The organism is Geothrix sp. 21YS21S-2, assembly GCF_030846775.1.
Taxonomy (GTDB): Bacteria; Acidobacteriota; Holophagae; order Holophagales; family Holophagaceae; genus Mesoterricola.
Window position 1 is genome coordinate 2,108,598 of the sequence record NZ_CP132910.1, and the last position, 21,359, is coordinate 2,129,956.

Annotated in this window: 16 protein-coding genes; 6 read left to right on the forward strand and 10 right to left on the reverse strand. The window is 69.2% G+C overall.

Features of this window, described 5'->3' with window-relative positions:
- Nucleotides 1-672: 672 nt before the first annotated feature.
- Genes mtnA through RAH40_RS09430 form a run of 3 tightly spaced genes read right to left on the reverse strand, consistent with a single transcriptional unit; the run spans nt 673 to nt 3,191 of the window.
- Nucleotides 673-1,686 (reverse strand): S-methyl-5-thioribose-1-phosphate isomerase, encoded by a 1,014-nt coding sequence (gene mtnA / locus RAH40_RS09420; protein ID WP_306601849.1) that lies wholly within the window; start codon nt 1,684-1,686, stop codon nt 673-675.
- Nucleotides 1,683-2,327 carry a class II aldolase/adducin family protein gene (locus RAH40_RS09425; protein WP_306601850.1) on the reverse strand — a complete coding sequence of 215 codons (645 nt, stop codon included), beginning with the start codon at nt 2,325-2,327 and terminating at the stop codon, nt 1,683-1,685. Before RAH40_RS09425 ends, mtnA begins: the two co-directional genes overlap by 4 nt.
- Nucleotides 2,328-2,336: 9 nt before the next feature.
- Nucleotides 2,337-3,191, reverse strand: a complete 855-nt coding sequence (locus RAH40_RS09430; RefSeq protein ID WP_306601851.1) for a hypothetical protein — start codon at nt 3,189-3,191, stop codon at nt 2,337-2,339.
- Between the two features lie 84 nt (nt 3,192-3,275).
- On the opposite strand from RAH40_RS09430, the gene hrcA reads away from it, so the two are divergent.
- Genes hrcA through RAH40_RS09455 form a run of 5 tightly spaced genes read left to right on the forward strand, consistent with a single transcriptional unit; the run spans nt 3,276 to nt 8,972 of the window.
- Entirely contained in the window at nt 3,276-4,334 is a 1,059-nt protein-coding gene (gene hrcA / locus RAH40_RS09435) for a heat-inducible transcriptional repressor HrcA (RefSeq protein ID WP_306601852.1), read from the forward strand.
- 35 nt (nt 4,335-4,369) lie between these two features.
- Entirely contained in the window at nt 4,370-5,071 is a 702-nt protein-coding gene (locus tag RAH40_RS09440; RefSeq protein WP_306601853.1) for a nucleotide exchange factor GrpE, read from the forward strand.
- Nucleotides 5,072-5,110: 39 nt separating this feature from the next.
- Nucleotides 5,111-6,976: a molecular chaperone DnaK gene (gene dnaK, locus RAH40_RS09445; RefSeq protein WP_306601854.1), complete on the forward strand. Its 1,866-nt coding sequence runs from the start codon at nt 5,111-5,113 to the stop codon at nt 6,974-6,976.
- A gap of 12 nt (nt 6,977-6,988) precedes the next feature.
- Nucleotides 6,989-8,158 (forward strand): molecular chaperone DnaJ, encoded by a 1,170-nt coding sequence (dnaJ, locus tag RAH40_RS09450; protein WP_306601855.1) that lies wholly within the window; start codon nt 6,989-6,991, stop codon nt 8,156-8,158.
- 22 nt (nt 8,159-8,180) lie between these two features.
- Nucleotides 8,181-8,972, forward strand: a complete 792-nt coding sequence (locus RAH40_RS09455) for a S9 family peptidase (RefSeq protein ID WP_306601856.1) — start codon at nt 8,181-8,183, stop codon at nt 8,970-8,972.
- Here the strand turns inward: RAH40_RS09455 and RAH40_RS09460 are convergent, their stop codons facing one another.
- Together RAH40_RS09460 and RAH40_RS09465 are read right to left on the reverse strand one after the other, a co-directional pair.
- Entirely contained in the window at nt 8,973-11,741 is a 2,769-nt protein-coding gene (locus RAH40_RS09460) for a serine/threonine-protein kinase (protein ID WP_306601857.1), read from the reverse strand.
- A 53-nt stretch (nt 11,742-11,794) separates the two neighbouring features.
- Nucleotides 11,795-12,367, reverse strand: a complete 573-nt coding sequence (locus RAH40_RS09465; protein WP_306601858.1) for a sigma-70 family RNA polymerase sigma factor — start codon at nt 12,365-12,367, stop codon at nt 11,795-11,797.
- A 154-nt stretch (nt 12,368-12,521) separates the two neighbouring features.
- Between RAH40_RS09465 and RAH40_RS09470 the strand changes: the two genes are divergently transcribed.
- The gene (locus tag RAH40_RS09470) at nt 12,522-13,850 is read left to right on the forward strand and encodes a hypothetical protein (protein ID WP_306601859.1); all 1,329 of its coding nucleotides are present in this window, start codon (nt 12,522-12,524) and stop codon (nt 13,848-13,850) included.
- Between the two features lie 10 nt (nt 13,851-13,860).
- Here the strand turns inward: RAH40_RS09470 and RAH40_RS09475 are convergent, their stop codons facing one another.
- The 5 genes from RAH40_RS09475 to RAH40_RS09495 all read right to left on the reverse strand — a co-directional run bounded on the left by RAH40_RS09475 (nt 13,861) and on the right by RAH40_RS09495 (nt 21,291).
- A complete protein-coding gene (locus RAH40_RS09475) occupies nt 13,861-15,447 on the reverse strand; it encodes a methyl-accepting chemotaxis protein (protein ID WP_306601860.1) in 1,587 nt (528 codons plus the stop codon).
- Nucleotides 15,448-15,469: 22 nt separating this feature from the next.
- Nucleotides 15,470-17,386 (reverse strand): sigma-54-dependent Fis family transcriptional regulator, encoded by a 1,917-nt coding sequence (locus tag RAH40_RS09480; RefSeq protein ID WP_306601861.1) that lies wholly within the window; start codon nt 17,384-17,386, stop codon nt 15,470-15,472.
- 107 nt (nt 17,387-17,493) lie between these two features.
- Complete coding sequence (locus tag RAH40_RS09485) at nt 17,494-18,825, reverse strand: alginate export family protein (protein ID WP_306601862.1); 1,332 nt, start codon at nt 18,823-18,825, stop codon at nt 17,494-17,496.
- Between the two features lie 32 nt (nt 18,826-18,857).
- Nucleotides 18,858-19,808, reverse strand: a complete 951-nt coding sequence (locus RAH40_RS09490; RefSeq protein ID WP_306601863.1) for a glycyl-radical enzyme activating protein — start codon at nt 19,806-19,808, stop codon at nt 18,858-18,860.
- 22 nt (nt 19,809-19,830) lie between these two features.
- Nucleotides 19,831-21,291, reverse strand: a complete 1,461-nt coding sequence (locus RAH40_RS09495; protein ID WP_306601864.1) for a nitrate/nitrite transporter — start codon at nt 21,289-21,291, stop codon at nt 19,831-19,833.
- Between the last annotated feature and the right edge of the window lie 68 nt (nt 21,292-21,359).

Sequence of the window (21,359 nt, forward strand, 5' to 3'; positions counted from 1 at the left end):
AGCGGGTCCCGGCGGCCCGGTTCCCCGCGATCATCGCTACTATGAGCTGCTCCGACTTCCGGCCACCCCTCCCGCGCTCCTTCGTTTCCTTCAGTTTGCGGTACCGCCCTGTGCCGGCTGTTCGCTCCCGCCGGGGGCGGCACCCCCCGGCGAGCCTGGGTTCGTTTTACGTGGCTTCCCTCACCACTGGGTTGTTGGCGGAGATGGCTGGATCTCCCAGGTTCCTGGGGAACCCCTGTGCACGTGCCCTGCTCTATGACCCCGGTGGGACCCTACGGTCAGGCCCTTGCGACCTTCGGGTGCTGTCTTCCGATCGGAGAACGGCGTCGACTCCCACGGTTGGATGCTTTCGGGGCTCCATCACACGGCCCATGCACTCCCTGTCTACGCTTCACGAGGTCGGTCGCCCTTCCCCACGCAAGACTCGGTTCCGGCTGCTGGCCAGCTTTGCCGGGCGGGGCTTGCTGCCTCCCCGCTGGGCTCCATTGCGAGGTTTCAGTCTGTCTTAGGTCATCCATCCTCCTCGCCCAGGCTTGGCCTGGCGCACTCCCCGTCCATCCCCGGCTATTAAAGGCTTAATGAAACCGGGTGCCTGTCCTTGGGAGGGTTGGCGCCGAGCCCCGGAGGATCTTTCGCCGGGGATGGCCGGGGACGGGGATAAAAGCTAAGGAATCAAAGGGTTGCTAACCGGCCAGCTGCGAGTTCGGCGGCTGGGAGTACGGCCCGGTCGGTCACCAGGCTGGTTACAAGGTCGGCCGGGGTCACGTCGAAGGAGGGATTGAAGGCCGGGGTCGTGGACGCGGCCCAGGCGCCGCGCACCTCGGCGGCGTCGCGCTGCTCGATGGGGATGGCCGCGCCGTCGGGGCAGGCCAGATCCACGGTGGACCAGGGGGCCACGGGGTGGAAGGGGACGCCGTGGTGGCGGCACTGCACGGCCAGGCCGTAGGTGCCCACCTTGTTCGCGAAGTCGCCGTTGGCCGCCACGCGGTCGGCGCCCAGGAGCACCCGCTGCACGCGGCCGTCCCGCAGGAGGATGGCCGCCATGCTGTCGGTGAGGAGGGTGTGGGGGATGCCCAGGCGGGCCAGTTCCCAGGCCGTGAGGCGGGCCCCCTGAAGGAGGGGCCGGGTCTCGTCCACGAACACGTGGCTGACCTTCCCGGCCTCCCAGGCCCGGCGGATCACCCCCAGGGCGGTGCCGATGCCGGCGGTGGCAAGGCCCCCGGAGTTGCAGTGGGTGAGCACGGCCTCCCCCGCGCCGAACAGCGGCAGGCCCTGGCGCGCCATGGCCTCGCACAGCGCCACGTCCTCCACGAAGATGGCCTCGGCCTCGGCGATCAGCTCGGCCACCACCACGTCGTCCTTGCAGCGGCCCCCCTCCAGGACGGCTCCCAGGCGGTCCATGGCCCACATGAGGTTCACGGCCGTCGGGCGCGCCCGGCGCAGGTGCGCCGCGGCCAGGCGCAGCCGGTCGGGACCGGCGCCGTCCTGGGCGAAGGTCGCCAGGGAGAGCGCCGCGGCCACGCCGATGAGCGGCGCGCCGCGCACCGCCAGGCGCCGGATGTGCAGGACCATGGCGTCCGGATCGCCCACCTCCAGCCATTCCTCCCGGTGGGGGAGGAGGGTCTGGTCGAGGATCCACAGCCTGCGGCCGTCGTGGCGGAGGGCGAGGGAGTCGGCTTGCTTCACAGGAGTTTCCTTCCGGATTTCCGGCGGGCCTGGCGGAGGGCTTCCACCTCGGCCTCCGGCAGGGGTTGCGCGCCGCCCAGATCGATGGCGGTCTTGAGGATCTGGCAGGCGTGCTCCAGGCGCTCGATGCCGTTGTACGCCTCTTCCAGCGTCTCTCCCCAGGCCAGGGCGCCGTGGCGGGCCAGCACCAGGAGGCGGTGGTCCGGCAGGAAGGGGGCCAGGACCTCCCCCATGGCGGCCGTTCCCGGACGGGCGTAGGGCACGAAGGGGATGGTCCCGGCGGCCAGGATCACCTCGGGCAGGGCGTCCGAAGGCAGGCTGGACCACTCCGGATGCGCCAGGCTGAAGGCGATGGCGGTGGGGGGATGGGCGTGCACCACGGCCCGGGCCTCGGGGCAGGCCTTGTACACCGCCAGGTGCATGAGGCGCTCCGTGCTGGGCCGGCCCGAGACGATCCGGCCGTCCCTGGCCAGGTAGGCCAGGTCCCCGGGCGCCATGCGGGCCTTGGCCACGCCCGAGGGGGTGATGGCGATCCGCCCGTCGTCCAGGAGCACGCTGACGTTGCCGTCGGCGGCGGCCAGGAGGTTGCGCGCGTGGAGGCGGCGGCAGACGTCGCAGATGGAGGCCAGAAGCTTGTACATGCCTCCAGTCTATTTCAGGATGACCCGTTCCGGCTGGCTCAGGGTGAAGGTCACCGCTTTCGAGGCGGGGATCCGGATGATCGTGTCGGCCGTGCCCGCGGCCACGGCGGTGCCGGCGGCGGCTCCGATGGCCGCGCCGCCCAGGGCGTGGTCGCCCTGGTGCTTGCCGCTGGAGAGGATGCCCACCAGGGCGCCCAGGGCGGCGGTGCCGCCGATGAACTTGGCGTTGCGCTCGCCGCGCTTGTCGCCCACCACCAGGTAGGTGCCGGCCTCAACGTCATTGCGGCCCACGGTGGAGAGCTGGATGCCCAGCCCGCCCTGCCCGCTCTGCAGCCGGCCGGCCGGTGTGCTCTGCGCCACGACCCCCTTGACGGGGGTCCCCTTGGGCCAGGCCACCCGGCCCCCCACCGTCACGTCCTCGACCAGGGTGCCTTCCCAGGCGTCCCCCGCCTGGTCCTTCTCGGTGCTCAGCTCCCGGCCGAGGGCCACGGCCACCTGGGTCCCGGCGGGCACGTCCACGATGACGGCCTTGACGGCTTCGGCCTTGGGGGCGGCCGCCAGGGTCTGGACGTCCTGGTGGGCCAGCGTGGCGTTCTTCTTGGCATCGGCCAGGCGGCGGTCCAGGGCCTTGATCTGGGCCTTGGACATGTGCTGGACCGTGTCGGCGTCGCCGGCCGAAGCGTGCTTGCCCGCCTTGATGTCGGCCATCTCCTTTTCGAGCTGGGCCACCCGTTCATCGGCGGCCTTGGCGGCGGCCTGGGCCTGGATCTCGGCCTCGGTGGGCTTGCGGTCGCACGAAAGCTGCCCGCAGATGATGAAGGAACCAAGGATCCCGGTAAGCAAGAGGGATGATCTAAACGTCATGGGGGACCTCCAGGAAAGACCGAAAAATGAAGTATAGTTGGGACACGCACGACGGGCACCGTCTGCGACCCGGAAATTCCCACCTTGGCGCTCAACCTTTCTCCTCGCAGCGAATCCGTCCTGAAGGCGCTCATCGAGACCTATCTGGTCGAGGGGGAGCCGGTGGGATCGCGCCTCTTGTCCAAGCGCATCCCGGGTTCCTTCTCCTCGGCCACCATCCGCAACGTCCTGGCGGACCTGGAGGACGAGGCCCTCCTGGACCAGCCCCACACCTCCGCGGGCCGCGTGCCCACGGAAAAGGCCTACCGCTACTACGTGGACCACTTCGTCCAGCCCATCCGCCCCGACCCCATCCTGGGGGCCCGGCTCACCGAGGCCATCGGAGGCGTGGAGGGGCAGGCCGGGGACGCCCAGTGGCTGCGCAACGCCAGCCGGGTGCTGAGCGAGGCCATGAAGGGCATCTGCGTCGCCCTGCCCATGCACCTCACCCGGAGCCGCCTGGTGCGGCTCGAATTCGTCCCCCTGGGCCCCGGGAAGCCCCCGGCCCGCATCGTCACGGTGTGGGTGGGCACCGGCGGCGAGGTCGAACACCAGATCATGGAGAACCGCTGGGGCTTCCCCGCGACCAAACTGGTGGAACTGGGGAACTTCGCAACAGCCCACTTCGGGGGGTGCTCCCTTCCCGAGATGCGGGACCGGCTCATCACCGACCTGGAGGGCCAGGCCTCCGACGCCCGGGAACTCAGCCGGCGGCTGTCGGAACTGGCCTCCCGCATGACCCAGCCCATGGATTCCCCCCTGGTGGTCGCCGGCCTGGGCGAGATGGGCCGGTGCCCGGAGTTCCTGGACCCCTCCCGCTTCCGGAACCTGGTGGAGGCCTTCGAGCAGCACGAGCGCCTCGCCCACCTCCTCAACGCCTTCGCCGTGGCGGCCACGTCCGAGGTCCAGCTCCTCCTGGGTTCGGAGAACCCCTTCTTCCAGGAGATGCCCCTGGCCACCGCCCTGCGCACGGTCACCATCAACAGGAGCGCCCAGGTCACCTTCGCCCTGGTGGGCCCCCTGCGCCTGGACTACCGGAAGGTGGCGGGGAGCCTGGCGTGGTGGTCGGATGAAATCCAGAGACGGAAGCCCACATCTGTTTGACGCAGTCCCCTTAACATTTCATTATCGAGTACTCAATGACCGAAAAAATCCAACCCCAAACCACGGACTTCCCCGCCGATCCCCTCCTCCCGGAAAATGACCTCACCGTCGATCTGACCCAGGAGGAGTTTGGCGAAGGGGCGGATCTGCAGGCCCTCGCCGACGAGATCGGCGACTACGAGCCGCCCGCGCCCGAAGCGCCCGCGGAGACGGCGGGCATGAGCCGGGAGGACCTGGAGGCCGAGCTGGCCAAGGCCCGGGCCCGCCTCGAGGCCCTGGAGAAGGCCGAGTCCGACCACAAGGACAAGCACCACCGCCTCATGGCCGACTTCACCAACCACCGGAACCGCGTGGGCCGCGAGACGCAGCTGGCCGTGACGCTGGCCGAGCGCAAGGTGCTCCTGGAGCTCCTGCCCGTGCTGGACAGCTTCGAGCGCTGCATCAACGCCACCTACACCAGCCTCGAGGACTTCCACGCCGGCGTGGTCCTCATCCACCGCCAGATGCAGGAGGCCCTGCGCAAGGCCGGCGTGGAGCCCCTGACCCTGAACGTCGGCGACCCCTTCGACGCCCAGCATGCCGAGGCCCTCACCACCACGAGCCAGGCCAGTCTCCCCGACGGGTCCGTGGCCGCCATCTACGAGCGCGGCTACTACCTGCGCGACCAGCTGCTCAGGCCCGCCCGGGTCATCGTCAACAACCATCCCGAAGGGGATCCCACGCAGGATCCCTCCTGAACACCGTAACGCCCACATCGCCCACTCGGGAGTAACGCAATGGCCGGCAAGCTCATCGGAATCGACCTGGGAACCACCAACAGCTGCGCGTGCGTCATGGAAGGCGGCGAGCGCCGCGTCATCCCCAACCGGGAGGGGAGCCGCACCACGCCGTCGGTGGTGGCATTCACCGACAAGGGCGACGTCCTGGTGGGGCACATCGCCAAGCGCCAGGCCGTCACCAACCCCCAGCGCACCCTGTTCGCGGTCAAGCGCCTCATCGGGCAGAAGTTCGGCTCCGACCAGGTGCAGGAGGCCATGGGCAAGCTGCCCTTCCCGGTGGTCAAGGCCCCCAACGGCGACGCCTGGCTCGGCGTGGGCGACCGCGGCTACGCCCCCCCCGAGATCTCGGCCATCATCCTCAAGGCCCTGAAGGCGTCGGCCGAGGCCTTCCTCCACGAGGAGGTCTCCGACGCCGTCATCACGGTCCCGGCCTACTTCGACGACGCCCAGCGCCAGGCCACGAAGGACGCCGGGCGCATCGCCGGCCTCAACGTCCAGCGCATCATCAACGAGCCCACCGCCGCGGCCCTGGCCTACGGCCTGGACAAGAAGGGCCTCAAGCAGACCCTGGCCATCTACGACTTCGGCGGCGGCACCTTCGATTTCACGATCATGGAGATGAACGACGGCGTGTTCGAGGTGCTGGCCACCAGCGGCGACACGTTCCTGGGGGGCGAGGACTTCGACCAGGCCATCCTCATGTGGCTGGTGGAGCACTTCCGCAACTCGACCGGCATCGACCTCACCAAGGACCGCATGGCCCTCCAGCGGCTCAAGGAGGCCTCCGAGAAGGCCAAGTGCGAGCTCTCCACCCTGGACCGGGTGGAGGTGCGCCTGCCCTTCATCGCCCAGGGCCCCACCGGCCCGCAGCACCTGGAGTCCACCCTCACCCGGGAGGACCTGGAGAACATGGTGGCCGACCTCGTGGCCCGCACCATGGGCCCCGTGCAGGACGCCCTGAAGCAGGCCCGCAAGACGGCCCTGGACGTGGACGAGGTGATCCTCGTGGGCGGCCAGACCCGCATGCCCCTGGTGCAGCAGGTCGTGAAGGACTTCTTCGGCCGCGAGCCCAACCGCGACATCAACCCCGACGAGGTGGTGGCCGCGGGCGCCTCGATCCAGGGCGCCGTCCTCACCGGCGAGGTGACGGACCTGGTGCTGCTGGACGTGACGCCCCTCTCCCTGGGCATCGAGACCCAGGGCGGCGGCTACGTGAAGATCATCCAGCGCAACACCACCGTCCCCACCCGGGACAGCCGGACCTTCACCACCGTCACCGACAACCAGAGCCGGGTCGAGGTGCACGTCCTCCAGGGCGAGCGCGAGCTGGCCGAGCACAACAAGAGCCTGGGCCGGTTCGACCTCATCAACCTGCCGCCCCTGCCCAAGGGCGTGCCCCAGATCGAGGTGGCCTTCGAGATCGACTCCAACGGCATCGTGAAGGTCTCCGCCAAGGACCTCCTCACGGGCCTCGAGCAGAGCATGAGCATGCGGCCCTCCTCGGGCCTGTCCGAGCTGGAGATCCAGGCGATGCTCCGGGAGGCCCAGAACAACCAGGAGGCCGACGCGAGGCGCCGCGACGAGCTCAAGTACATCGCCTCCGCCGAGGGCCTCCTCTTCTCCTGCGACCGCAGCTTCACCGAGTGCGGGAAGTTCCTGGCCCTGGAGGAGCAGACCCTGGTGCGCGACACGCTCAACGCCGTGCGCATGGCCGTGGCCAACAAGGACATGGCCGCCGTCAAGTCCTCGGAGGAGCAGCTCCTCGAAGTGCAGAAGCTGCTCACCAACGCCGTCCTCGTGGCCAGCGAGTCCATGATGAACTCCCTGGACGGGGAGGATGGAGCGGAAAACCGCCCCAGGTGATATTCTGGTGGGATGAAGCGCGACTACTATGAAGTACTGGGCGTAGGCAAGGAAGCCACCCTCGACGAGATCAAGAAGGCCTACCGCAGGCTGGCCATGCAGTTCCACCCGGACCAGAATCCCGGGAACAAGGAAGCGGAAGAAAAGTTCAAGGAGGCCGCCGAGGCCTACTCGGTCCTCTCCGATCCCGCCAAACGCCAGCATTTCGACCAGTACGGCTTCGCCTCCTCCGGCGGCCAGGGGCAGAACTTCCAGTTCGACCCCAACCAGTTCGCCGGCTTCGAGGACCTCCTGGGGTCCTTCTTCGGGGGGGGCGGCGGCGGGATCTTCGCCGACCTCTTCGGGGGCGGGGGCCGCAGGCGCTCCTCCGGAGGCGGCGAACGGGGTTCCGACCTCCAGTACAACCTCCGCATCTCGTTCAAGGACTCCATCTTCGGGGTCGAGAACAAGGAGATCGAGATCCCGAGGCAGGACGCCTGCGACACCTGCAAGGGGTCCGGCTGCGCCGCGGGAACCAGCGCCCAGGTATGCCCCAACTGCCGCGGCAACGGGCAGGTGGCGGTGCGCCAGGGCTTCCTGCAGATGGCCGTGACCTGCCCCCGCTGCGAGGGCCGGGGCCAGATCATCCCCAGCCCCTGCCCCTCCTGCCGGGGCGCGGGCCGCGTCAACCGGCGCACCAAGGTCCACTTCAAGATCCCCGCCGGCGTGGACCAGGGCCAGCGCCTGCGCCTCCAGGGCGAGGGGGAGGCCGGCACCGCCGGCGGCGGCCACGGCGACCTCTTCATCCTCTTCGAGATCGAGAACGATCCCACCTACGAACGGGACGGCTTCGACCTCCACCGCAAGCTGGAGGTGCCCTGGCCCCTCATGGTGCTCGGCGGCAACCATCCGGTGGAGACCCCCTACGGCACCGAGACCGTCCGGATCGCCAAGGGCACGCCCGCCGACAAGATCATGAAGGTCCCCAACGCCGGCGTCCCGCGCCTGCGGGCCTCGGGCCGCGGCGACCTGTTCCTGCACCTCCGCGTGGCCGTGCCCACCAAGCTCACCTCCCAGGAGGAGGCGCTGGTGCGCCAGCTCCTCGAACCCGGCGCCGTGGACGGCGAAGGGGCCCAGGAAGAGGGCTTCCTCGCCAAGGTCTTCGGTTCCGACAAGGGAAAGAAGAACAAGAAGAAACGCTAGACCCTCGCAGAAAGGAGCTCCAATGCGAATCGGCCTCCTCCTGTCCCTCCCCGCCCTGCTCTCCGCCGCCCAGCCCGCGGCCCTGGACATGAGCCTCGTGAGCAGGGACGGGTTCGCCCTCAAGGGCACCCTCACCATCCCCGCCCAGGCGGGCCCCCGCCCCGTGGTGATCCTGGCGCACCAGTTCGGGTCCGACCGCACCGGGTGGAAGTTCCTCGTGGACGACCTGAACGCCCGGGGCATCGCCACCCTCGCCCTGGACCTGCGCGGCCACGGCCAGAGCACGAAAAAGGGCGACGCGAACGTCGCCGTCACCACCGACTTCGCGGCGTCCTCGGCCTCCGTGCGCTTCGACCTGATCCCCGGCGACCTGGTCCAGGCCGCCCAGTGGGTGCGCCGGCAGCCCCGCATCGACGGCCGCCGCCTGGGTCTCGCGGGAGCCAGCGTCGGGGCGTACTCCGCCCTGGTGGCCGCCCCCGGCGTCCGCGCCGTGGCCGTCCTGGCCCTCAGCCCCGCCGGCGGCTGGGGCGACAAGCCCGAGCTGCGCATGGTCCGCGCCGTGGAGCAGGCCAAGGCCTCCGTGTTCGTGGCCGCCGCCGAGGAGGACCCGGCCGCCCTCGCCAACGCCCAGGCCCTGAAGGGCGTCTTCGGCGTCTACACCCGCATCCGGCCCGGCAAGGAGCACGGGTTCGCCTACCTGCCGGAGCTCACGGGCACCCTGGGCGGCTGGTTCGGCGAGATCCTGGGCAGGCACCCCGTGGCCATGCCTTCGAAGGCAGCGCCCCTCAAGGTGCCGGCCGAAGATGTGAAATAGCTAGCCTTTCGCCCGGAGCTCCCGTTCCAGCAGCTTGCGCAACCGGGAGCGCACGGCCCCGGGCTGGACCGGGGGCAGGAGGGCGAGTCCCTCTTTTGCGGTGGAGCGGGCCAGGTCCAGCCTGCCCTGGGCGTGATAGGCCTCGGCCAGGCTGAGCATGAAATCGGGCTTGCGGCGGCGGCTGATGGCCACCAGGCGTTGCGCGAACTGGACGGCCAGGCCGGGGTTGCGCAGGTGCTCGGGGCGCACGCTCAGCAGGGCCGACGTGGCATGGTCCAGCGTCGGGATCGCGGCGTCCTTCTCCTGGGCCCTGGCCTTCAGGACGGCGATGCCCGAGGCGGACCACTGGGCGCCCTGGGCCCGCAACGGCAGGTCCTGGGCGAGGGTGCCCGCCATCACCTCGTCGTAGGCGAGGTTCGTGACCCATCCCTGGTTGCCGGGGTCCAGGACCACCAGGCGCCGGAGCACCGCCATGCTGCGGACCAGCAGCTCCACCGCGGACCGGGTGGCGCCGGCCGGGTCCTCCGGGTGGGGGTTCAGGTCCCGGTCCGCCATCGTCCAGAGGGTCTCGGCCTCGTTGGAGAGTTCCACCGTGAGGTCGTACTGGGCGCGGGTGTCCCGGGGATCGGCCCCGGCGAAGTATTCGTAGGTCGCGCGGGCCTCCCGGAACGCGGCAAGGGCGGCCTTGTACTCGTGGATCTCCTTCAGGGCCAACCCCAGCTTCCGGCAGGTGTGGGCGATGCCCCGGCGGAAGGCCGCGCCGGCCCGGTCGGCGGCGGGGATGGCCTCCCAGGCGGCCAGGGAGAGGTGGTACGCCTCCACGGCCTTGACGGGGTCGCCTTCGGCGAGGACGTTGGCGATCTTGAAATGGCTGATGGCCAAGGCCCGCCTGGACCGGAGGTGGCCGGGGTCCACGGCCAGGGCCCGCTGGGCGCAGGCCAGGCCCATGCGGTAGGCCTGGATGGCGCCCTCGGGATCCCCCAGGCTGGGCACGCCCGTCTGGCCCAACTGGTCGCCGAGGCCGCCCCAGGCCGACCCGGCGTCCGCGATCTGGGTGGCCGTGGCGCCCGGCCCCGCCGCTCTCGCCACGAAGGCGTCCACGGCCGCCCGCATGGAGACGACGGATTCGCTGGTCCGTCCGATGCCGAAGAGGACCTCGCTCCGGGACTGCTCCGCCAGGGCGAGGACCCCGAGGAGGTCGGGATCCCCCGGCGCCCCGGCGCAAAGCGCCCTGGCCAGCACGAGGGCCTTGCCCAGGCTCACCAGCGCCCCCTCGCGGTCGCCGATGTTCTGGTCGTAGGGGTTGCCCTGCAGGTTGCCCAGGCGGGTATAGGCGTTCACCAGATCCAGGCGGGTGCGCCGGTCCCCGGCCACGTCCCGGGCCATGTGATCGAGGTGCTCCAGGACCCGCTCCACCAGGAGGCGGCGCACGGGCGTCGAGCCGGGAAGCTGTTTGACCGCCTCGTCGATTTCCGAAAGGAGGCTGTTGCTGAGCTGCCTCATGTCCTCCGAGCGGGCTTCCGCCCGCTTGCGTTCCAGCCGGGCCACCCGCACCTGCCAAAGTACGCCCGCCAGGCCCGCCACCAGGCTGAGGCACAGCAGGGCGGCGGCCCCCAGGACCAGCCAGTTGCGGCGGATGAACTTGGCGGCCCGGTAGGCATGGCTGCCCCTCCGGGCCAGGACCGGCCGCCCGTCCAGGAAGGCCTGGATGTCCCGGGCGAACCCGTCCACCGAGTGGTAGCGCTCCTGGGGCTCCTTGCGCATGGCCTTCAGGACGATGGCGTCCAGGTCGGCGTCGGGGGGCTCGGCCGAGCGCCAAACCGCGGACGGCTTCGGCGGCTGCTCGGTGCAGACCACCCGCAGCAGTTCGGCCGTGGTGCCTTCTTTCAATTCGTAGGGCGGCCTCTCCGCCAGGAGCAGGAAAAGGAGCACCCCCAGGGAATAGGTATCCGAGGCGGTGGTGATGGCCTCGCCCAGCACCTGCTCGGGGCTGGCATAGCTGGGCGTGAAGGCCTGGAGCCCGAGGCGGGTGAAGTCCCCGGGCAGGGGCTGGGGCGCCAGGAGCTTGGCGGTGCCGAAATCCAGGAGCTTGGGCGTGCCGTCGGGCAGCACCAGGATGTTGTCCGACTTCAGGTCGCGGTGGACGATGAGGTTCTGGTGCGCGAAGTGCACCGCGGAGCACACCTTCTGGAAGAGGAGGAGGCGGTCCCGCACCGTGAGGCGGTTCTCCCGGCAGAAGCGCTCCAGGCTGATGCCGTCCACATACTCCATCACGAGGTACGGTTCGCCCTCCTCGCTCACGCCGCCATCCAGGAGCCGGGCGATGTAGGGGTGGACGAGCCCCGCCAGGATCTGCCGTTCCTGCCGGAACCGCTCCCGGAACAGTTCCGTGGCCAGGGGCAGGTCGATGAGCTTCACGGCCACCTGCTGGTCGAACTGGCCGTCGACCCGGTCCGCCAGGTACACCGCCCCCATGCCGCCCCGCCCCAGCACCCGGCCCAACCGGTAGGGCCCGACCCGCCGCAGGTCGGGAGCCGCCGCGGCCCGCAGCCCTCCGCCGGACCACCGCGACGCCAGGGCCTCCTCCGCGTAGTGGGCCTCCAGCAGGGACATCACTTCCGCCCGGAGTGCCGCGTCCCCCGCGCAGCCCGATTCCAGGGCCCGGTCCCTCTGCGGCCCCGGCGCCTCGAGCACCTCGTGGAAGAGCGATTCCGCCCGCCGCAGGGGTTCTGGGCGATCGTTCCCAGCTGAGGAGGAGGCGGAGGACACGGCGGCACTCCAGGGATTCTGATCAAGACTGCGCGAAGCGGGGCCGGGCTGGCTCAGCCCTTGGGCGGGTTCATGCGGCGGAAGAGCCAGGCCTTGGCGAAACTCAGGTGCCGGTCCACCGTGGCCTTTGAGAGGTTCATCAAGGAAGCGGTCTCCTCGGCGGTGTAGCCCAGGAAATAGCGCAGTTCGATGAGCTGGACCTTCGTGGGGTCCAGGAGCCCCAGGGCGTCCAGCGCGGCGTCCAGTTCGATGAGCTCCGGACTCCCGAGGCCCACCCAGGCCAGGTCGTCGCTGAGCGGAACATGCTGGACGGCCCCCCCGCGCCGCTGGGCCTGGGTGCCCCGGGCATGGTCGATGAGGATCATGCGCATGACCTTGGCGCAGAAGGTGTAGAAGTGGACCCGGTCCTCCCATGCGGCCTTGCGCTGGTTGTGCAGCCGCAGGTACAGCTCGTGCACCAGGGAGGTCGCCTGCATGAGACCCGGATCCCGCTCCCGCCGCACATAGGCGGCAGCCACCTCCCGCAGGTGGGGGTAGACCAGGGGGACGAGCTGCTCGAAGGCATCGGCCTCCCCGTCCCGCCATTTCGCCAGGAGGAGGGTGATCTCGCCAGGTTGCGTTTCCATTGGCAACGTTCCGGGGTCCGCGAGAAAATGTATGAATAATTTCCAAGAGTCTAGCATTCCCCGGGTGCCGCCGGGGAAAAGTCGCGAGGCATTTCCGCCCGGCTTTGCGCTGTCTGGAGTGAAGAAGCCCCCCTTCCCGCTCGAGGAGTGAACCATGTTCAAGCCGTGCCTGATCGTGCCCGTCCTGGTCCTGACCGCGCCGCCGGCCCGGGCGGGCCTCAAGACCCTCGAAAGCCCCCAGGGCGGGATCATCGTCTACGGGCAGGTGGAGGGCGCCAGGAGCCAGGCGGCAGCCATGGGCTCGGTGCTCCGCTCCGTGCACACCCAGTGCGGCGAGCGGCCCAAGGTCGGCAAGCCCTTCCAGGTGCGCGGCACCCGCTCCGTGGCGGTCTTCTTCACGGTCACCCGCCGCACCCGGGGCAACAAGGCCGTGGCGGGCATGGTGATCGCCGCCGACGGCGCCCCGGGCCACCTGGAGGCGGCCCTGGTGACGGATGACGCTGAACGCTTCGGGAAAACGGTCAACCCCATGCTGACTCAGCTCTTCGGGGTCTGGAGCCCGGCCGGGGAAGCGGCACCGGCCCCGGCCCGGGGCCGCATCGCCCCCATGCACACCCTCACGCTGCGGGACCGGTCGGCCACCCTCGCCGTTCCGGATGGCTGGCAGCTCGATCCCCAGAGCGGCGGCGGCAGCGCGAAGGTCACCGGCCCCCAGGGGCAGATCGTCTACTTCAACCAGACCCGGATGGCCCATGACCTCACCGATCCCGGAACCCGCCGGCTCGCCCAGAGCGGGATCCGCCCCCATACGGCCGGCTCGATCGTCTGCCCATTCAACGTGGACCCGGTCAAGGCCTTCCCCGACCGGTTCCATCAGTTCTACAAGCTCAACGGCCTGACCCTGAACTCAGGCAACTGCCGCTTCGACAAGGTGGAGCAGGTGCCCAGTCCCAGGGGCCAATCCTGCGTCCACGCCACGGGGCAGGTGAACCCCGACGGCAAGGGCATGCGGGAGATGAACGTGGTCCTGAGCACCGGCAACTACGTCTCGGGAACCTACCTGGTGATCATCTTCATCACCCTCTGTCCCGTCGCCCTGGCCGACCGGGAGCGGGCCACCCTGGAGTCCCTCTTCGCCAGCTTCGAGATGAACCCGGCCGTCGTGAATCAGCAGGCCACCGCCATCGCCGCCCCCGGCATCGCCCGCATCAAGGCCATCGGCGCCGCCGCCAAGGCCGCCTCGGACGCCTCCAATGCCGCCAACGAGCGCCAGCACCAGGCCTGGCGCGCGAACCAGGACAGCCGGGACCGCACCAACGCCGGCTTCCACAACTACCTGCTCGACCAGACCGTGATCCTGGACACCCGCCAGAACGCCCACGGCACCGCGTGGAACGCCACCGCCGACGCCCTGGTGCGCGCCAATCCCGAGCGCTACCAGGTCGTCCAGACGCCGAATTTCTGGAAGGGCATCGACTACTGAAGGCCTCCGGTCAGGCGTACTGGAACCGGGTGAGCCGCTGGCGCAGGTCCTGGGCCACGGCCGAGAGGTCCTCGACGGTGCGCCCGGTCTCCTCCAGGCTGGACACCAGCTGCACCGTCGCGGTGGCGGTGCGCTCGGTGATGCCGAGGGTCGAGGCCATGCCGGCGAGGATGGCCTGGCTCTCGGCGGACCGGGCCTCCAGCACCCCCACGGCCCCCATGGCGGAATCCGCCTGCTCCTTCAGGTTGCCTTCGATGGTCCCCAGGCTGTCGCTGACCATGCGCACGGCCCGGGAACCGACGTCCACCCGCTCGCCGCTTTCCGCGATGAGGCCCTGGATCTCCTTGGCGGCACTGCCGCTGCGTTCGGCCAGCTTGCGGATCTCCTCGGCCACCACGGCGAACCCCTTGCCCTGCTGGCCGGCCTTGGCGGCCTCGATGGCCGCGTTGAGGGAGAGCAGGTTCGTCTGCCGGGCGATGTCGGAGATGACCCCGTTGATGCGGCCCACCTTCTGGGAGCTGTCCAGGATCCCCTTCATGGCCTCCACGGAGGCGTCCACCTCGCCGAGGCCGCGGGCGCTGGCCTGCAGGGAACTGGCGGCCAGGGTGCTGGCGGACAGGGCCACGGCCTGGACCTCCTGGAGGGAGGCCGCCAGGGCCCGGACGGCGGAGGTGGACTGGCCCACCTCCTCCCGCTGGCGCTCCGCCCCCTGGCTGATCTCGGACGTGGCCGAGGCCAGCTGGGTGGCGGTGGTGGAGAGCTCCAGGGCGCCCGAGGCGGAGCGCTCCGCGATGGTCGCGATGGCCTTCAGGTCCTCCCGCAGCTGCTGGAGGGCCTCGCCGAGGCTCCGGGCGATGAAGCCCAGCTCGTCGCCGCCCAGGACCTTCGGGGCCCGGGTGAGATCACCCCTCCGGAGGGCGTCCATGGCCTCGCCGATCTCCTTGGCGGCCCGTTCCACCCTGCGGCTCAGGGTCAGCGTGATGAGGATCCCCAGCGCCAGGGCGAGGACCACGGCCCCGGCGACGATGGCCTTCTGGGTGGCGGCGTAGGCGGTGTCGCGGGCCACGATGTCCTGGGCCCTGCGGCGCTGGTCCTCCTGGAGGGCCTCCAGCTGGGACCGGGCCTCCGCCAGCTCCGCGGAGCCGATGTCCATGAGGGCCGGGAGGCGGGAAAGGTCGCGGCGGGCCTCGGCGAAGGCCCCCGCGAAGCCGCTCCGGTAGGTCCCCAGGAGGGCCACCAGGCTGCGCACCTTGGCCCGGTCGGAGGGATCCCAGGCCTGGGCCTGGAGTTCATCCAGCTCCTTCACGAAGCGCGCGTCCACCTTTTCCGCCATGCCCGCCAGCTTCTGGGTGTGCTCCGGGAACCTCGCGGCCCCGAGCATGGCCACGTGAAGGACGCGGAGCCGGTTGGCGTCCCCGATGGCGGACGTGATGCGGGAGGCCTTCTCGAGGCTGTCCGAGAGCACCACCTGGCTTCCGTGGAGCTGGGCGAGGCTGCGCCAGGCCAGGGCGGCCACCGAGACCAGGAGGATGGCCTGGGTGGCCAGGATGAGGATGAATTTGGAACGAAGCCGAAGGCCGTCCAGGAATGCGGACATGAATTTCTCCCGTGTCGAAGGCTTAGGAAATGTCGTACTGGTGCATCTTCCGGTAGAGCAGGGGCCGGGAGATGCCGAGGAGCTTGGCGGCCTGGGCCTTGTTGTTGTTGGTGCGGGCCAGGGCGAAGCCGATGGCGCGGCGCTCGGCCTTCTCCACCACCTCGTCCAGGGGGCAGTCCTCGTTCTCGCACACATGCCCCGCGCTGGAGCCCACGCCCTGGAGGATCATGCGCACCTGGTCCTCGCTGATGAGGTTGTCCCGCACGATGGTGAAGGTGCGCTCGAGGACGTTGTGCAGCTCGCGGATGTTGCCGGGCCAGGGATAGTCCTGGAGCAGGTGCTTGGCCCCCTCGGTGAGGAACTTGGTGGTGATGCCGTGGGTCTTCTGGAGGTCGGCCCAGAAGAGCTTGGCCAGGGCCTTCACGTCCCCTGGGCGGTCCCGCAGGGGCGGGATGACGATGGGGATGACGTTGAGCCGGAAGAAGAGGTCCCGGCGGAACTTCTTCTGCTCCACCATGGCCCAGAGGTCCTGGTTGGTGGCGGCGATGACCCGGATGTCCACGGGCATGGTGCCTTCGCCCCCCACCCGGTCGATCTCGCGCTCCTGGAGCACCCGCAGGAGCTTGGCCTGGGCCGCCAGGGGCATGTCGCCGATCTCGTCCAGGAAGATGGTGCCGGTGTCGGCCAGCTCGAACTTTCCGGCCCGGCCGCCCTTCCTGGCGCCGGTGAAGGCGCCGTCCTCGTACCCGAAGAGTTCGCTCTCGATGAGCGTCTCGGTGATGGCCGAGCAGTTGACGCGCACGAAGGGGCGGCTGTACCGCGGGCTGAGGTTGTGGATGGCGTGGGCGTACACCTCCTTGCCCACCCCGCTCTCCCCCAGGAGGAGGATGGTGGAGGCGGTGGGCGCGCCCATCATGGCGCGCTCCTTGGCCTGGAGGCTGGTCTCGCAGGTGGCGATGATGTCCTCGAAGGAGAAGCGGGTGTCCGAGTGGGGCTTGCCCTTGCTCTTGCGCAGGGCCTCCAGCTCCATCTGGAGCCGCTTGGCCTTGAGGGCCAGGCGCTGGATCTCCTGGAAGTCCTGGAAGACGATCTTGCCCACGACCCCCAGGCACTTCCCGTCCTTGAAGATGGGAATCCGGCTCACCACGTACTCGTGGCCGTTGATCGTCTGGATCTCGTCCACCTCGGCCACGCCGGTCCTGGCCACGATGTGCATGCGCGTGTTGTCGATGACCTCGGTGACGGGATGGCCCTCGGACTGCTCGCGGGTGAGGTGGTGGATCTTCAGGAAGCTCTCGTTCACCAGGGTGATGATCCCCCGGGTGTCCACCACCTGGAGGCCCTCCACGGTGTCCAGCACGCGCTTGAGGACGTCCACCTCGTCCAGCGCCTCCCGGTAGCCCTGGCTGAGCTGGGCGGTGAGCTCGAACAGCACCAGGGCCCCGATGCCGTCCGCCCCGGGGCGCACGCGCAGGACCATGAACGCGCGCTGCTGGTTCTGAACGAACCAGAAGGAGACGGGACCCCGGTCCTCCTCCCGGCCCACGGGATGGCCCGGCAGGAGATCCTCCACGCGCACGTTGACGGCCGGGAAGATGCCCGGGAAGGCCCCGCGCAGGGACGCGTTGGCGAACAGGACCCGCTCCGCGCCGTCGGTGAGGGCCACCATGGGCTTTTCCGCCCCGGCCAGCATGGAGTGGAGCACCTCCCGCCAGAAGCCTTCCGGCGCGGGCGGCGCCTCCCCGCCGGGGGACGCCAGGTGTGCGCCCACGGTCTCGTCCGGCCCCCAGGACCCGCCCTGGCGCACCCGGAGGAGATGGCCCATCAGGTCGAAGGTGCCGCAGGGCTGCCCTCCGGCCCCGGTCACCTCCACCGAGGAGCCGCCATTCACCAGCAGGAGTTCGACAACCTCGTCGACGGCGCAATCACTTGAGACCATGGGAAAGCACGCCGCTTTTCCATGGGGGGAGTTGATAGGCATGGGAGCCATTATCCCAGGCCTCACCCCCCCCATCAAGGAACACCTGCCGGTGGCGGGAACCATGTTCAGATCCGCGCCTTGAACGTGTAGGTCACTTCCATGCGGAAGAAGTAGCCCGGGTCCTGGGCGCCGTAGTAGCTGCCCGGGGTGAGGCGCTCGTAGAGCACGTGGCCCTTGAAGCTGTCGTTGACCTTGTAGTCGGCCCGCACCTGCGCGAGGCCGCCCCTGTCCTTGCCCGAGCCGAACTGGCCGGCCACGGCCGCGGGGGCCTCCACGGCGGACATCTTGTAGTAGGTGGCCCGCAGGTCGAAGTTCTTCGCAGGGGTCACGCGCACTTCCGCCTCGAACATGCCGGTGTTGGTCCAGTAGCCCACGCCCTTCTCCGCAGGCTGGGAGTAGATGTAGAGCTCGCTCCACTTGGGCCAGCGGCTGAAGACGGGATCCCAGCCGCCGATCTTGTCGGAGTGGGGGTCGGTTCCCGAGAGGAGGATGTAGCCCAGGGACACCCGGGGCTTCCAGGAGGCCTCGAAGGACTTCTTCACATGGGTGTAGCCGCCGTAGGCGCCGATGTCCTTGGAGCCCACGTTCTGGGCGGCATTGGCGGCCTGGGTCCCGAACTGGAAGGCCAGCTCGGCGTTGGCCGACCAGCCGCCGCCGAAGCTGCGGTCCACGCGCCCGCCCAGGGTGGTGAATTTCCGGTCGGGCTGGTACATGGCGTTGTTCCTCGCCCGGTAGTCGTTGGTCTCGGTCTTGTAGACGGCATAGGCGTCGATCGTGGTGTCCTTGATCTCCTTGCCCGTGTAGTAGAGGGCCAGGGCCTGCTCGTCCCACTCGGTGAGCCGCTGCACCAGGTTGAGGTCGCTGGGGTCGTTCAGGCGTGGGAGGTACTTGTCCTGCCGGGGATTGGAGATGGCGATGAACTCGAGCCTCGAGGCGGTGCCCAGGTTCCGGGTGAGGTCGATGGCGTTCATGTAGGCGCAGCGGGAACCGTCCAGGGCGCTGCCGTCCATGAACACGAAGCCCTCGCCCCGCATGATGTCCTGCCGGCCGGCCTTCACGGCCCAGCCCGGCGCGAAGCGCCAGTTCAGCGACAGCGTCTCGAAGAATATCTGCCGGCCGTTGTAGGGCACGTCGGGGCGGACCACCTTGCGGTTCTCCTGGGCCAGCCCCGCGGCCAGCTCCAGGTCCTTGCCGATGTTCAGCTGGCCCCAGAGACGGGTGCGCATGCGGTAGTGGAGGTGGCCGTCGTTGATCTTGTCACTGTGGTCGGTGATGTTGTTCCACTCCTCGGAACGCACGCGCTCCTCGAAGCCCACGTCGAAGGTGGTCGGCGCCTGGGCGGAAAGCGCGAGCGTGGCCGACAGCGCGGTCACAAGGGTCCTGCAATTCATTCGCATGGTCACTCCATTCGATTCGAGGGGGGGGCGGCTCAGAAGGGGGTTTCCCAGCCGGTGTAGCAGGTGATGCCCTCTTCCCTGACCCACTGCGCGTGGGGCTTCAGGTCCTCGAGGGTCATTCCCGGGATGTCCTTGAAGGCATAGTCCTCGCCCACCTGGCGCCACTTGGACTCGCTGAGCCGGTGGAAGGGGAGGAGGTTGATGACCTCCAGGCCGCACTCCTTGACGAACCGCGCAGTGGCGCGGATGTTGGCCTCGGAGTCGTTCCAGCCCGGGATCACCGGGATGCGGATCACGACGAAACAGTCCAGGTCCGAGGCTCCCAGCAGCCTGAGGTTCTTCAGGGTGAGCGCGTTGTCGGCGCCGGTCTTCGCCTTGTGGGCGACCGGATCCATGTTCTTGATGTCCACGAAGATCCAGTTGAGCAGGGCCGCGGCTTCCATGAAGTAGTCCGAGGGCAGGCTCGCGGTGGTCTCGATGCAGGTGTTGATGCGGATCTCCCGGCAGCGCTTGAGGAGGGGGAGCATGAAGTTCCGCTGGAGGAGCGGTTCGCCCCCGGAGAACGTCACGCCGCCGCCGCTGCCCCAGTAGGCCCGGTCCCGCTGGCAGATGGCGATGATCTGGTCGATGGTGTACCGCTTGCCGCTGAGGACGTTGCCCTCGTGGTAGCAGAACTCCACGCATTCGTACGTGGTGCAGTCCGTGCACAGGCTCCGGTCGAAGGTCTCGACGCCGTCGGCCCCAAGGGAGATGGCTCCCTTGGGGCAGGCTTCGATGCACTTCCCGCAGTGCTGGCACCGCCCGTCGCGGTGCATGACCACGGGCTTCCTGGAAAGTCCTTCGGGATTGCAGCACCATTCGCAGTTGAAAGGGCATCCGTTCATGAACACGGTGGTCCGCGTTCCCGGGCCGTCATGCACCGAGTGGGCCTGGATGTCGAAAATGAGCCCGGTGGGCGTGGACGGTTCGGTCGGGATGGTCACCTTGTCTCCTGGCATTCCGCTGCTACTTGTTGAATTCGGGTTCCATGGGCAGCTTGGAGGCCGCCGTCTTCTTGTACTCGGCCTTGAGGGGCAGCGTGGACGCCAGCAGGATGGAGACGCCGAACGCGCACAGGGCGAACCAGATGGAGTACGTGTACTTGCCGGAGAAGTCCTTCAGCCAGCCGCCGATGTAGGAGCCGAGGAAGGGTCCGATGCCCATGACGATCATCGTGGCCAGGCCCCAGATCTTGCCCAGGGTCTTGCGGCCGTAGATGGCGCCGGTGTAGCCCACCACGCCGCCGGGCACGATGGCCCAGTAGATGGCGAAGATGACGCAGGCGATGTAGGCGAAGATGTCGCCCGAGGGGCTCGCCAGCAGCAGGAGGCAGGCGATGACGCCCGTCGCGGGGCCGACGAGGAGCATGATCTTGCGGCCCTTGGCCTCGACGCCCACCTTCTGGACGACCAGGTCGGCCACCTTGCCCATGATGGGCATGGAGAAGATGCCGACAAGGCCGATGAGGGCGTAGATGTTGGTGGCCTTCTTGAGGTTGTAGCCCACGTCCTGGGTCCAGTAGCTGACGACCTGGGTCCAGATGAGGAACTCGCCCATCATGCTGGTGAGGAAGGTGAGGATGCCGCCCCAGATGGCGTACTTGGAGAAGGCTTCGCCGATGGTCCAGTCGATCTCGGCCACGGCGGCGGTGCCGGGCGCGGCGGGGATGGCGCCGAAGGGCTTGAGGCCGTAGCGCTCGGGGGACTGCTTGGCCACGAGGACGGCCACCACCAGGGCGATGAGGACGATGACGCCCAGGATGGTCATCTGGTAGCGCCAGGCGTGCTCGAGGCCCTGCAGGGCGCTCTTCACGTCGGCCATGGCCAGGACCGCGGGGTCCTTGAGCTTGGTCGCGATGGCCAGGGCCAGCTGCTTGGGGGCCATGGCCGCGCCGCCCTCGATCAGGGGCCGGATGGCGCCGTCGAGCTTGGCCTGGCTGGCGGAGAGGGTCGGCTTGACCACCTGGGCCAGGACGAACTGGGCCATGGGGCCGCCGGCGAAGGCGAAGCCCCACATGGTGGCATAGGACTTGCCGATGTACCACTTACGAACGGAGACGGTGGAGGTGACCCACAGCATGCCGGTGGCGATGCCGCCCAGGAGGCCGAAGGTGAAGAGGTAGGCCAGGTGGGAATCGATGCGGGCCGTCAGGACGAAGCCCAGGGCGCCGAAGACGGCGGCCACGGCATAGACGGGCTTGGTGCCCCACTTGTCCAGGATCATGCCGCTGAAGTAGGCGGCCACGGCGTAGACGACCATCATGAGCGAATAGCCCAGCGTCACTTCGGCGCTGGTCCACCCCAGGGTGACGGCCATGGGGCCCTTGAGGATGGCGAAGGTGGCCCGGTACCCGAACAGGCAGAACACGGCCAGCCAGGAGGCGAACACCACGGACCAGCCGTAGAATTTTGCGTTTCTCTCTTCCATGAGGATTGCTCCCATTTGTGACGCATTTGGTGTCTGATCTTCCCCCTTCCGCAAACCTTCCCGGCGCC